14 protein-coding genes are annotated in these 12,598 nt (G+C 68.7%); 5 read left to right on the top strand and 9 right to left on the bottom strand.

The window, feature by feature from the left end:
* Window positions 1-31: 31 nt before the first annotated feature.
* Complete coding sequence (locus H284_RS20560) at window positions 32-1,207, top strand: cytochrome P450 (RefSeq protein ID WP_081630416.1); 1,176 nt, start codon at window positions 32-34, stop codon at window positions 1,205-1,207.
* Window positions 1,208-1,614: 407 nt separating this feature from the next.
* The gene (locus H284_RS21300) at window positions 1,615-2,841 is read left to right on the top strand and encodes an MFS transporter (protein ID WP_081630417.1); all 1,227 of its coding nucleotides are present in this window, start codon (window positions 1,615-1,617) and stop codon (window positions 2,839-2,841) included.
* Between the two features lie 244 nt (window positions 2,842-3,085).
* Here H284_RS21300 and H284_RS0113630 read toward each other — a convergent pair whose 3' ends face one another.
* From H284_RS0113630 to H284_RS0113640, 3 genes are all read right to left on the bottom strand, one after another.
* Window positions 3,086-3,340, bottom strand: a complete 255-nt coding sequence (locus H284_RS0113630; protein ID WP_018192283.1) for a DUF6458 family protein — start codon at window positions 3,338-3,340, stop codon at window positions 3,086-3,088.
* A 16-nt stretch (window positions 3,341-3,356) separates the two neighbouring features.
* Window positions 3,357-3,521, bottom strand: a complete 165-nt coding sequence (locus H284_RS21075) for a hypothetical protein (protein WP_018192282.1) — start codon at window positions 3,519-3,521, stop codon at window positions 3,357-3,359.
* Between the two features lie 69 nt (window positions 3,522-3,590).
* A complete protein-coding gene (locus H284_RS0113640) occupies window positions 3,591-4,085 on the bottom strand; it encodes a MarR family winged helix-turn-helix transcriptional regulator (RefSeq protein WP_018192281.1) in 495 nt (164 codons plus the stop codon).
* A gap of 97 nt (window positions 4,086-4,182) precedes the next feature.
* Here H284_RS0113640 and H284_RS0113645 point away from each other — a divergent pair, with 97 nt between their 5' ends.
* Complete coding sequence (locus H284_RS0113645; RefSeq protein WP_020076696.1) at window positions 4,183-5,520, top strand: serine/threonine-protein kinase; 1,338 nt, start codon at window positions 4,183-4,185, stop codon at window positions 5,518-5,520.
* Window positions 5,521-5,568: 48 nt separating this feature from the next.
* A complete protein-coding gene (locus tag H284_RS0113650) occupies window positions 5,569-6,558 on the top strand; it encodes a diacylglycerol kinase family protein (RefSeq protein WP_029042948.1) in 990 nt (329 codons plus the stop codon).
* Window positions 6,559-6,617: 59 nt separating this feature from the next.
* Here H284_RS0113650 and gap read toward each other — a convergent pair whose 3' ends face one another.
* The 5 genes from gap to H284_RS0113675 form a co-directional block, all read right to left on the bottom strand.
* Window positions 6,618-7,613, bottom strand: coding sequence for a type I glyceraldehyde-3-phosphate dehydrogenase (gene gap / locus H284_RS0113655; RefSeq protein WP_018192278.1), 996 nt, complete (start codon window positions 7,611-7,613; stop codon window positions 6,618-6,620).
* A gap of 146 nt (window positions 7,614-7,759) precedes the next feature.
* A complete protein-coding gene (locus tag H284_RS0113660; RefSeq protein WP_020076698.1) occupies window positions 7,760-8,704 on the bottom strand; it encodes a GlxA family transcriptional regulator in 945 nt (314 codons plus the stop codon).
* Window positions 8,701-9,132 carry a MarR family winged helix-turn-helix transcriptional regulator gene (locus H284_RS0113665; RefSeq protein ID WP_018192276.1) on the bottom strand — a complete coding sequence of 144 codons (432 nt, stop codon included), beginning with the start codon at window positions 9,130-9,132 and terminating at the stop codon, window positions 8,701-8,703. The genes H284_RS0113660 and H284_RS0113665 overlap by 4 nt, the downstream gene beginning before the upstream one ends.
* A gap of 71 nt (window positions 9,133-9,203) precedes the next feature.
* The gene (gene argG / locus H284_RS0113670; RefSeq protein WP_018192275.1) at window positions 9,204-10,637 is read right to left on the bottom strand and encodes an argininosuccinate synthase; all 1,434 of its coding nucleotides are present in this window, start codon (window positions 10,635-10,637) and stop codon (window positions 9,204-9,206) included.
* A 111-nt stretch (window positions 10,638-10,748) separates the two neighbouring features.
* Entirely contained in the window at window positions 10,749-11,243 is a 495-nt protein-coding gene (locus H284_RS0113675; RefSeq protein ID WP_020076699.1) for a MarR family winged helix-turn-helix transcriptional regulator, read from the bottom strand.
* Between the two features lie 59 nt (window positions 11,244-11,302).
* Between H284_RS0113675 and H284_RS0113680 the strand changes: the two genes are divergently transcribed.
* Complete coding sequence (locus tag H284_RS0113680; RefSeq protein ID WP_020076700.1) at window positions 11,303-11,920, top strand: NAD(P)-dependent oxidoreductase; 618 nt, start codon at window positions 11,303-11,305, stop codon at window positions 11,918-11,920.
* Window positions 11,921-11,949: 29 nt separating this feature from the next.
* Here H284_RS0113680 and H284_RS0113685 read toward each other — a convergent pair whose 3' ends face one another.
* On the bottom strand, window positions 11,950-12,549 hold the full coding sequence (locus H284_RS0113685) for a M15 family metallopeptidase (protein WP_020076701.1): 600 nt from the start codon (window positions 12,547-12,549) through the stop codon (window positions 11,950-11,952).
* Window positions 12,550-12,598: the final 49 nt, after the last annotated feature.

Genomic DNA, 12,598 nt, shown 5'->3' on the forward strand with positions numbered 1-12,598 from the left:
CATTGCCAACTGAGAGGCGAACACGTCAGCCATGACGCCGACGACAGTTGAGACCCCGACCTTCGAATACAAACCACTCGACCCGACAACGCTTGCCGACCCATACGTCGCGTTTGCCGCCCTGCGGGATACTCCCGGCCTTTACTGGCACGAGGGAATGAAGAGTTATGTAGCATCGCGATACGACGCCTGCAAGCACGTACTGAGCGCCAACGCCTATTTCGCTAAGGACCTTAGCCGCGTGGGTCACGACATTCCGGAGAACAAGCGCAGCGTCCAGACGGAAGACCCGCCCCATCGCCTAGGCCTTCGTCAAGAGTTTCGGCACGAGCTTCACAAGACGGACCTGGAGGGGCTCTGCCGATCTGTCGCTGACCGCTTGGGCGACAGGCTGCTTGCCGCAGGCGACGACTTCGACTTTGCGACGGAGATCGCCTACCCCACGGCCCTCGATCTCACTGCAACCGTCGTCGGACTCAATCCAGAGCAGGCCGCGGACTATATGACCACACACCGCGCCTTGCAACGAGCAACAGACGGGGGCCTGGATCCTGCGCGCTTAGAGGAGGGCCGAGCAGCCGGAGCTCGGCTTCACCAGTACGCGGCGGAATGGCTCGAAAGCGACGGCGTCGAGGCCCTATTGGCGCCGGCTCGAAAGTTCGCCAAGAAATACCCGCCCGCCTATGCCATAAACACTCTGGCCGGCATGGTGAACGCCAGCTTCAGTACCACGAGCGCCTTCACTACTGGAATATTCCAGTTGATGGCCATGGATGCCGGCCTGGTTAGCCAAGCGCGGATCGCTCTGCAGAACGAGAACGGAACTCAGGCCGTTAGCGAGTTTCTTCGATTTCTGGCCCCCGCCCAGGCAACCAACCGGGCAGTCGTTCAATCGTGCGAGCTTGAGGGCGTTCAGCTGAAGCCAGGAGACACGGTCGTGACGCTCATGGCCTCTGCAAACAGGGATCCACGCGTGTTCGCCAACCCGGACTCGCTTGATCTTCAGCGATCAGGCAACCGGCACTTATCCTTCGCGGCCGGCCCACACATGTGTCTGGGTAAGAAGTTGGCCGAAGCATGGGGTCAGGAGTTGATCCTCAGATTGGCCAAGCCCGGTCTTCTCGAATCGTTCCAGGTGGGCGCTCCGACGTTCCTCGATAGCGCTACCGTTCGATCGATCATCTCCCTGCCCACCTCTCGAACCTGATCAGTTCAGCGACCGCACACACCAACCGACCTTATTTGCCGTCACACATGTACAAGGAACCGCCCATGCAATCACCACGTAACTTCGTGCCCTGCCAGATTGCTGATTGGTACGCGCAGGCGCCGGTCAACAGTTTCGACGCACCGTCAGACACAAGCGTCGACGACGGCCAGTCCGATTCGACCAGGAACCGGACTGAAGAATTCGAGACGAAAGGAGGAACACGATGAAGTACGACCACATCTTCTAAGCACTTAGGTGGGCGGCGTGCTCTCACCGCGCCGCCCACTAGAGGCGTAAGAACGGCCAATCAGCGACGGTCGCTCCGCTTTGCTCCTCGTCCAAAGCGCAATGGATCCCTGCCCTGCCCTTGCGGGCTTGGCACTCAAACCGAAGGGTCTTCTCGGATGAGAAGAGCGCCACGCCAACGATCATTGGTGCGCGGTAAATTCCTTATCTTCCTCGCCGCCAGAACTGTGGACCTAACCGGCAGTGCTATGACTCCTGTCGTGCTCCCACTTGCGATCCTGGGTGCAACTGGCTCCGTCACCGACGCGGGGCTCGTCGCCGCGTCGAGCATGATTCCTACCATCGCCTTCATGGTTCTAGGTGGAGCAGTTGCGGATCGCTTCCCGCGGCGAACACTACTGTGCGTTACCGGAGTAGCGGCAGCCGTCATGCAAGCTTGCATCGGCGCGCTACTCGTTACCGACCACTACGAACTTTGGACAGTAATGACATTGAGCGTTGGGTCTGGAGTTGTGTCGGCATTTAGCGGCCCTGCGCTCCGCGGGATAGTGCCCGAGCTTGTTCCCACTACCGAACTTCAGCGCGCCAACGCCCTGCTGGCGTCCGCCGGAAGCGCCGTTCGTTTGGGAGGTCCCCTTCTAGCCGGTCTGCTGGTTGCCACGGTGGGAGGCGGGTGGGCGCTACTGGCGGACGCACTTACATCGCTCAGCGCCGCTGTCGGGTACCTCCTTCTTCCGACGGCTGGCCATCCAGCCGTCACCCCGCGCCTGCTCGGTGCGCTGGCCGCAGGCTGGCGCGCGTTCTCGTCCACTCCGTGGATCTGGGTTTCGAGTATCAGTTTCGCGGTTATCAACGCCGCCAATGTCGCACCCCTACAGATCGTCGGTGCGGCAATCGTCGCGCCCGCTCTAGGCGCGGTGGCCTGGGGCGCACTGCTGTCAGGGCGAATCCTGGGAATGCTCGTGGCGGGGGCCGCTCTCCTGAAGTGGCAACTCAAATCACCTCTGATAACCGGTCGGCTTTTCGGCCTTCTAGGTGCCCTCCCCTTCTTGGGATTTGCCCTCACGCAGAACTTTCCATTGCTTCTCGCGCTCTCCGTTTTGAGCGGTGTCGGTTTTAGCGTCCTTGCAGTGACATACGACACCACACTTCACTCGAGTGTTCCCCTGGCCCGACTCTCGAGCGTGTCAGCATGGGATGACCTATTCGCATTCGCCGCTATCCCGGTAGCACAACTGCTGATCGGTCCTATTGCAACACAACTGGGAAACCAGACACTCACAATTTGGTGTGGCATCTTGCTCCTGGCTGCCACAGCAGTTCCGCTTGCGATCCCCAGCCTGCGCGCAATGAGTCGTCGCGTTGGCGCCTCCACCCGAGGGTGACGATTGTTGGAGGCGTCAAATGCTGGCTGGTACGCCTACCCGACGCGCAAGCACAACGGCTTAGCTGCTTGGGCACCCGCGGCCGGTCCGCGACGGATGCTTCCGAGCAGAATGTCGGCCAGCGCAACCATGGCCTCGCCAAGTCGCGTCACACATAGCCGGATGCACCAAGACCGACGCGATCGACGAAGAAGACCCCGTGCCGAGAGGCACGGGGTCTTCCACGTTTCCAGAAGGGAGGGTGTCAGACGATGTCGTCCGACTCGCCCGTCCGGCGCGTCACGCGCTCGCCCGTCGCAGGATCGACGGCCGTGCGGGTGGTGGCGACGGAGGTGCGACGCCGAGTGAGCAGCACGATCCCGATGATGATGCCGATGACGCCGGCGAACATCAGGATGTAGCCCACCAGGTGGAGATCGATCCAGGCCACCTGGACGTTGATGGCGAACGCGAGGATCGCGCCCACCACGACCAGGAAGATGCCAGCGCCGAGGCTCATCCGGTGACCCCCGGGCCTAGACCCGTCGGCTCCCGGTGAGCAGTCGCACCAGCCAGACGATCACGGCCAGGACGAGCAGGATGATTCCCACCCAGAGGAGGAAGTTCAGCGACTGCACGAACCCTCCGGTGAGCAGCAGGATGATCGCGATGATGGCGATGACGATGAGCAGGATGTTCATGGAGAAGTGTCCTTTCCTTGACGCGCTCCACACAACAACTGCTTCAATTGCCTAGCAATCCCCTTGACTTCACGTTCGTTTCGGCCTAGCGGCGGCTCGTTCCGCGGCAATGCGGTCGACGGTCTGGCGCATCTTGGTGAGGAAACGCGTGACGGTCTCGGCTTCATCCGGGCTGAGCTCGGCGGTCGCGGCGGCGATCTGCTCCTGCGCCGCGGCCAGCAGCGGGCCGGTGTCGCCCTGCGCGGCCAGCGTCGGGACGAGCTCGACGGAGCGCTTGTCGACGGTGCTCTGCCGTCGTTCGACGAATCCGTCGCGCACGAGCCGGTCGATGAGCAGGGTGGTGGATGCGCTCGAGACGCCGAGGTATGCACTGATGTCTTTGGCGAAGGTCGGTCGGCCGGCCGACGTGTTGTCGAGGATGAGCCGGAGGGCGAGCAGATCGTTCTCGCCGATCCCCATGGCCGCCCCCGTGCGGCGACGCATCGCCGCCTCGGCCGCACGGTAGACCTGCAACGCCTCGAGCACGGCCGTGTCCGGCCGCGGCGTCTCCGGTTCGTGCTTCACCTTCTCCAGTCATGCCCGCAACGCCGATCCGCGCAACGGGGGTGGACCCGACTGTCGGCGGATTCACGGCCACGGATCCTGCGCGTATGCTCGCGCAGTGGACGACAGAGTGCTTCTCGACCGCTACGAACTGAAGGACCGACTGGGCCGCGGCGGCATGGCGACGGTCTTCCGCGCCCACGACAGGCGCCTGGATCGCGAGGTCGCCGTGAAGGTCTTCACTTCCGGCGCCGCCGTCGACGATGCGCGGCGGCGCACCGAGGCGACGATGCTCGCGCGGCTGAGCCACCCGCACCTGGTGGCGCTGCACGACGCGCACCTGGCAGCGGACGGGGATACGACGCCGAGCTTCTTGGTGATGGAGCTGGTCGACGGGGAGGACCTCCGCTCCCGGCTCGAACGGGGACCGCTTCCTCCGGAGGATGCGGTCGAGATCGCCGTCGGGATCGCGGAGGCGCTCGTGGTGGTCCACGAGGCGGGAATGGTCCATCGCGACCTCAAGCCCGGCAACATCCTGCTCGCCGACGCGAGCGTGCCCGGCGGCCGGCCGGTTGTGAAGCTCGCCGACTTCGGCATCGCGCACCTGATCGGCTCGGAGCGGATCACGACCGTCGGAACGGTCATCGGCACCGCGGGCTACCTGAGCCCGGAGCAGATCTTCGGCGGCGAGCCGGGGCCGTCTGCGGACATCTACTCGCTCGGCCTCGTCGTGCTGGAGGCGCTGACCGGCGTCCGGGAGTTCCCCGGCACGCCCGTGGAGGCGGTGGCCGCCCGCTCGGCGCGCGACCCGCGCATCCCCTCGTCGCTGCCGGAGGACTGGCGGGGCTTCCTCGGCGCCATGACCGCCCGCGAACCGTCGATCCGGCCGACCGCCTGGGAGGTGGTGGTGATGGCGCGCGAGCTGGCGCCACAGCTGGCCGGGTGGCGGCCGGATGAGCCGGCGGATGCGGCGACCGTGGCGGCTGCGATCGGCGGCGGGGCTGCCGGGGGCGCGGCGGCAGCGACCGGCGACCCGGCGGGAGACGATGCCGCGCCGACGCGCGTCCTCCCGACCTCCGTGCGCAGGGATCCGGATCGCAGAGGCGAGACACCGTCGCGTCCTCGTCGCCGGGGGTTGCTGGTCGGCGGTGTGGCGGCGGCCGCTGTCCTCGTGACCGCATCCGCACTGGCGCTCGGTTCGATGATGGCGCCCGCTGCGCAGCCCGAGACGGTCACGACGCCACGCCCGACTCCCAGTGTGACGGCCCCGCCCACCACGGTCGCTCCTGCTACGACGACGGAGACGACGGAGCCGGAGACGACGACGCCCAGTGAGGATCCGGGGCCGGCGACGAGCCCCTCGGACGACAAGAAGGGTCCCGGGAAGGACAAAGGACCAGGCAAGGACGCGCCCGGCGGCGGCCCGGGCAAGAACGGCGGCAAGGGCAAAGGCTGAGGGCTCCGGCCGCTTCCGCCATCGACCATCCGCCGGTACTGTCGGGGAATGCCCGAGCAAACGAGGACCGCCGCGATCGTCGTGAACCCGGTGAAGGTGGATGCGCCTGCCCTGCGCGAGGCGCTCCGAGCCGCCGAAGAACGGCACGGCTGGGCGGAGACGCTCTGGATCGAGACCACCGAGGACGACCCGGGCTCCGGGCAGACCGAGCAGGCGCTCGAGCGCAACGTGGATGTCGTCATCGCTGCCGGCGGTGACGGAACCGTCCGCACGGTCGCCGAGAAGCTTCAGGGCACCGGTGTGCCGCTGGCGCTGCTTCCCTCCGGCACGGGCAACCTGCTCGCGCGGAACCTGAACCTCACGCTCGACGACGTGGGCCATGCCCTCGACTCGGCGTTCGACGGAGAGAACCGGTCCATCGATGTCGGCGTGATCGAGCTGCGCGACGGGAGCGGCCCGACGCGCAAGCACTCCTACCTCGTGATGGCCGGCGTCGGGATCGACGCCCAGATGATCGCCGCCACCGACGACGACCTCAAGGCCCGGCACGGCTGGCTCGCCTATGTGAAGGCGATCGGGAAGGTGCTGCGCGACAAGAACGAGCTCCGCCTGCGCTACCGGCTCGACGACAAGGGCGTGCGCACCGTGCGGGCCCACACGGTGCTGATCGGCAACTGCGGGTCGCTGCCCGCGAACATCCTGCTGCTTCCCGAGGCGGCCGTGGACGACGGGGAGTTCGACATCGTCGTGCTGCGCCCGGAGGGGTTCGTCGGCTGGGTGCAGATCGCCGTCAAGATCTTCTGGGAGAACGGCGTCCTCCGGCGCACCACCGTCGGCCGACGGCTGATGGGCGCCGACAAGGAGGTGCGCGCGATGAACTACCTCAAGGGCCGCGAGTTCGTGATGCGGCTCAGCCGTCCCCAGGAGGTGGATCTCGACGGCGACCTGTTCGGCCGCGCGTCCGCTCTCCGCACCTGGGTCGACCCGTCGAGCCTGATGGTGAAGGTGCCGCGCGGTGGAGCTGAGGGCAGCGCGTAGCGATGCCGCGACCCCAGCGCCGAGGGAGCCTGCGACCGAGGTAACAGGCTCCCCGTGAACTAGCGAGCGAGCAGCTCCAGCGTGTCGACCACGCGGTTGGAGAAGCCCCACTCGTTGTCGTACCAGGCGACGACCTTGACGTGTCGTCCGTCGACGCGGGTCAGCGCCGCGTCGAAGATCGACGACGCCGGCTGGCCGGTGATGTCGCTGGAGACGAGGGGCTCGTCGGCGTAGTCGAGGATGCCGCGCAGCGGTCCGTCGGCAGCCGCACGGTAGGCGGCCAGCACCTCGTCGCGCGTGACGTCGCGCTCGACGGTGGTGTTCAGCTCGACGATGGAGCCGACGGGAACGGGGACGCGGATGGAGTCGCCCGACAGCTTGCCGTCGAGCTGCGGGAGCACCAGGCCGATCGCCTTCGCGGCGCCGGTCGTGGTCGGCACGATGTTGACCGCGGCGGCACGGGCGCGGCGGAGGTCGCGGTGCGGGCCGTCCTGCAGGTTCTGCTCCTGCGTGTACGCGTGGACGGTGGTCATGAAGCCGTGCTCGATTCCGGCGAGGTCGTCCAGGACGGCCGCGAGCGGGGCGAGCGCGTTCGTGGTGCAGGAGGCGTTGGACACGATGACGTGCTGGGCGGGGTCGAAGGCGTCGGTGTTGACGCCGTAGGCCAGTGTCACGTCGGCGCCGTCGGACGGCGCGCTGACCAGCACCCGCTTCGCACCGGCAGTGAGGTGTGCCCGGGCGGCCTCGGCGGAGGTGAAGCGTCCGGTGGACTCGAGCACGACATCCACGCCGAGCTCGCCCCACGGCAGGTCGGCGGGCTCGCGCTCGGCCAGCACGCGGATGCGGCGGCCGTCGACGACGAGCGCGTCGCCGTCGACCTCGACGGTGCGGCCCAGGCGGCCGAGGGAGCTGTCGTACTTCAGGAGGTGGGCGAGGGTGTCGGGCGCCGTCAGATCGTTGATGGCGACGACCTCGAGGTCGGAGTCGCGCTCCAGGAGGGCGCGGAGGGTGTTGCGGCCGATGCGGCCGAAACCGTTGATGGCGATGCGGGTCATGCTGTTCCTTTCGTGGGACCGCATCCATGCTCCGGTGTCGGCGATCCCGTCGAAAGTGGCTGGGACGACAGTGCACGCAAGCATTCCGCCAGAGTGATCGCCACCATGCGCAAGGATCCCGCCACCCCGGGGGGAGCGGCGCGAGCTCAGGCCGAGAACGTGCGGCGGTACTCCGTCGGCGAGGTCCCGAGGATGCGGTGGAAATGCATCCGGAGGTTCGCCGCCGTGCCGAGCCCGACCTGCGCGGCGATCTGGTCGACGCCCAGGTCGGAGCGCTCCAGCAGCTCCCGCGCCAGGTCGACGCGGGCCCGGAGGACCCACTGCATCGGCGTGTAGCCGGTGTCCTCCACGAACCGCCGCGAGAAGGTGCGGGCGGAGACACGGGCGTTGCGCGCCAGGCTCTCGAGCGTCAGCGGCTCGGCGAGGTGCGCGAGCGCCCACTCCCGGGTCTCGGCGAACAGGTCGCCCAGCGGCTCGGGAACGCTGCGCGGGACGAACTGCGCCTGCCCCCCGCTGCGGTACGGCGCGGCGACGAGGCGGCGGGCGACCCGGTTGGAGAGACCGACGCCATGGTCGCGCCGCACCAGATGGAGACACAGGTCGATGCCGGAGGCCGCGCCGGCGGAGGTGAGGATGTCGCCCTCGTCGACGAACAGCACGTTCTCATCCACCCGCACCAGCGGATACCGCTTCGCCAGCTGGCGCGTGTAGTGCCAGTGCGTCGTCGCGCGCTTCCCGTCGAGCAGGCCCGTCGCCGCCAGGGCGAAGGCGCCGGTGGAGATCGCCGCCAGGCGCGCGCCGCGCTGGTGGGCGGCGAGCAGCGCATCCACCACGGCGGCCGGCGGATCGGTCGTCGCCGGTGTTCGGTAGCCGGGAACGAACACGGTGTCGGCCTGCTCCAGCGCCTCGAGGCCCTCCGCCACGTGATACGAGAGCCCGTCGCCGCCGGTGATGAGGCCAGGGGACGGGCCGCACACGCGCACCTCGTACGGCATGCTGGGCCGGTTCGAGAACACCTGCGCCGGGATTCCGACGTCGAGCGGCTTCGCGCCCTCCAGCACGAGCACCGCGACGACATGGTTGCCGCTCACGGGCGGGCGGTGACGATCTGCAGCAGGGCCGCGCGGAACGCCGCCGGGTCGTCCACCGCCGGGAACACCTCGTCTTCGAGCCCGCGAACACCCGCGAACGCCGATCGCCCGGCCTCGGTGATGGCGAGGACGTGGCGGCGCCGGTCGCCCGGGTCTGGGGCGCGGGTGACCAGGCCCTCGCGCTCCAGGCGGTCGACCGTGCGCGACATGGTCTGCGGCTCGACGTGCGCCATCCGGGCGAGATCCGACTGGGAGTCGAAGCCGAGCTCGAGCAGATGCAGCACGATCAGTCCCGCGTGGGTGAGGCCGCGCTCCTCCAGGGCATCGGCCCAGGCGCGCTCCACGGCTCGGGAGGCGGCGCCGAGCAGCCGGCCGAGCGGCCAGTTCTCGGGGCGGTGCTCCTCCGCTTCCGCCGCGTGCGCATCCATACCCTCATCGTACGGATGTCTCGGGCCGGTCAGGCAAGCGCGGCCCGGCCCGATGCGCGCGGGTGTTCGCCTCAGTCGGTGCCGGAGTCGAACGCCGCGCCCTCGGAGCTGAGGTCGATCTCGCGCGAAAGCTCCTCATCCACGGGCTCGACGCCTTCGAGGATCGAACGCGCGCGACCCTCCTCCAGCTCGCCGACCAGAGCGCCGGTCGGACCGCCGATGAGCCCGGCTGCGGCGTACTGCTCGAGCCGCGAACGGGAATCGGCGATGTCGAGGTTGCGCATGGTCAGCTGGCCGATGCGGTCGCCCGGGCCGAACGCCGAGTTGCCGACGCGCTCCATCGACAGCTTCTCCGGGTGGTAGCTGAGGTTGGGGCCGGTCGTGTCGAGGATCGTGTAGTCGTCGCCGCGACGCAGGCGCACGGTGACCTCGCCGGTGATGGCGGAGCCGACCCAGCGCTGCAGCGACTCGCGCAGCATCAGCGACTGCGGGTCGAGCCAGCGGCCCTCGTACATCAGGCGGCCGAGGCGGCGCCCCTCGTTATGGTAGTTCGCCACCGTGTCCTCGTTGTGGATGGCGTTGAGCAGCCGCTCGTAGGCGATGTGGAGCAGGGCCATGCCCGGCGCCTCGTAGATTCCGCGGCTCTTGGCCTCGATGATGCGGTTCTCGATCTGGTCGGATGCGCCGAGGCCGTGGCGGCCGCCGATCGCGTTCGCCTCGAGCACCAGGGCCACCGGGTCGTCGAACTCGACGCCGTTGATGGCGACAGGGCGACCGGCCTCGAAACGGACGGACACCGTCTCGGGGGTGACATCGACGTCGTCGCGCCAGGCGGCGACGCCCATGATCGGGTCGACGATGTCGAGCCCGGCATCCAGCTCCTCCAGGCGCTTCGCCTCGTGGGTGGCGCCCCAGATGTTCGCGTCGGTCGAGTAGGCCTTCTCGCTCGGGTCGCGGTACGGGAACCCGCGGGCGACGAGCCACTCGCTCATCTCGGTGCGGCCGCCGAGCTCCTCCACGAAGGCGGAGTCGAGCCACGGCTTGTAGATGCGCAGGCGCGGGTTGGCGATGAGGCCGTAGCGGTAGAACCGCTCGATGTCGTTGCCCTTGTAGGTGGAGCCGTCGCCCCAGATCTCGACCCCGTCGTCCATCATCGCGCGCACCAGCATGACGCCGGTCACCGCGCGACCGAGGGGGGTGGTGTTGAAGTAGGTCTTGCCCGCAGAGCGGATGTGGAAGGCGCCGCACTGGAGGGCGATCAGGCCCTCCTCGACGAGCGCACGCTTGGCGTCGACGAGCCGGGCGATCTCGGCGCCGTACTCCTTCGCGCGGCCGGGGACCGCGTCGATGTCGGGCTCGTCGTACTGGCCGATGTCGGCGGTGTACGTGCAGGGCACGGCGCCTTTCTCGCGCATCCAGGCGACCGCGCAGGAGGTGTCGAGACCTCCCGAGAACGCGATGCCGACTCGTTCACCGACGGGCAGACTGCTCAGAACCTTGGACACGCACCCAGCTTATCGGCCGCCTCACCCGGGCCCGGGACCGAGATTTGCGCCAAATCGCGGTAATGCGGCTCCCATAACCGCGATTTGGCGCAAATCGTGGGGTGGGGAACGTCAGTGGCGGCCGTCGAGACCCGGGTGCACACCGGCCCGGTAGCCGGCTGCGGCGACGAGGCGGGTGAGAGTCTCGACGAGCGCAGCGCGTTCTCCCGCGTCGAGAGGCGCGAGCATCGCCTCCTCCTGCTCGTCGGCCAGGCGATCGCCGGCCTCGAGCACGGCGCGCGCCGCGGGAGTGAGGTGGATGGCGTACGCACGGCGGTCGTCCGGGTGGCGGCGACGCTCGACCAGGCCGCGCTCCTCCAGGTCGTCGATCATCCCGACCATGGAATTGCGGTGCAGGCCGAGAGCCGTCGCGAGCTCTTGCTGCGTGCGGCCCTCCTGACGGGCGAGATGCACGAGCACCCCGAACCGGTTCGGGGTGATGCCGAGTGGGGCGAGAGCCGCGGTGAACCGCTGGGCGCTCTGCAGGCCGAGTTGCGACACGAGGAAGCTGGCCCGGGTCTCGAGCGCGGGCACAGCCTCGGGCCGCGGGGTCTCGGAGGACGACATCCCTCGATCGTACCAACGAGTGATTGCACGGCAGTGTGATTATCATCTAGCATGCCTACATGAAGCTCACCGTCTTCGGCGCCAGCGGGCGCACCGGCAGCCAGCTCGTCCGGCAAGCGCTGGATCGAGGCGACGAGGTCGCGGTCGTCCTCCGCCGCCCGGCCGAGACCGACCCGCGAGTCACCCCGGTCATCGTCCCCGACCTCTCCGATACGGCCGCCGTCCGGGACGCGATCGCCGGGTCGGACGCCGTGCTCTCCGCGATCGGCCCGCGATCCCGCGCGGATGCGCCCGTCGCGGCGCCTGCCACGCGGGCGATCCTCGCCGCCCGCCCCGGCCGCATCGTCGTCATCAGCGCAGCGCCGGTCGGACCTCCGCCCGCGGACGACAGCTTCATCAGCCGACGCGTTGCCCTGCCCCTCATCGGTCGCGTGCTGCGGCCGGTGTACGACGACCTGCGCGAGATGGAGGCCGAGCTCGCTGCCTCGGACAGCGTGTGGACGGCATTCCGGCCGCCGATGCTCACGAACGGGCCCGCGACGGGTCGGTATCGAACGCGCATCGGCGGTTCCGTCCCTCGCGGCATGACGGTGTCCCGGGCGGATCTCGCGGCGGCGATGCTGGCGAGCCTGGGCCGGGCGGACACCGAGCGCGCCGCCGTCGGCATCGCACGCTGAGGCACCGCGCTCAGCCGCGGTCGGGGGCCTCAGCCGCGACCGTCGGGCGACTGCGGCGGGCAGGTGCCGCCCGGCGCCGTGCGCAGCTCGAAGTGCCAGGCCTCGTTCGCGTAGACCTGGCAGAGCCCCCACTCGGAGCCGAAGCGGTTGAGGTAATCCATCGCGCCGGCGTCGGCGATGTCGACCGCCTCGCCGCGGACGTGGGCGGAGTCGCTGCCGCGCTTCACCCACTTCTCGGCCTCCTCCTCGCTGCCGTATTGCTTCACCGCCTGCGCGAACAAGTGCTCCTGGTACCGCTCGGAACGCCAGCCGTCGGCGATGGTGATGGCGGACCCGCTGCCCTCGGCCTCCATCGCGGACTGCGCGTCCTCCAGTGCGGAGCGGAGGTCCGGGTCGAGCCGGGTGACCGCGGGCAGGTCGCTGTCGAGGGGAAGGGACGTGCCGTCCGCGATGTATCCGTCGTCATCGGTGAGGCCGCCGCTTTCGACCACTGACCCGCCCGCACTCGCCGGCTGCGCGAGGGAACCGGTGGGCGCAGAGGTGCAGCCGGCGAGGACGGCGCTGAGGGCGACGGATGCGGCGGCCACCGACAGGGCGGCGCCGAACAGTCGGGACTTCGAGGAATGCATGCCTTCAGCCTCGCCGGGCGGCGCGGGTGGCCGCGTCCCCCGCGAGGCC

Origin of the sequence: Cryocola sp. 340MFSha3.1, assembly GCF_000383315.1 — a bacterium.
In the GTDB taxonomy this organism is placed as follows: Bacteria; Actinomycetota; Actinomycetes; order Actinomycetales; family Microbacteriaceae; genus Leifsonia.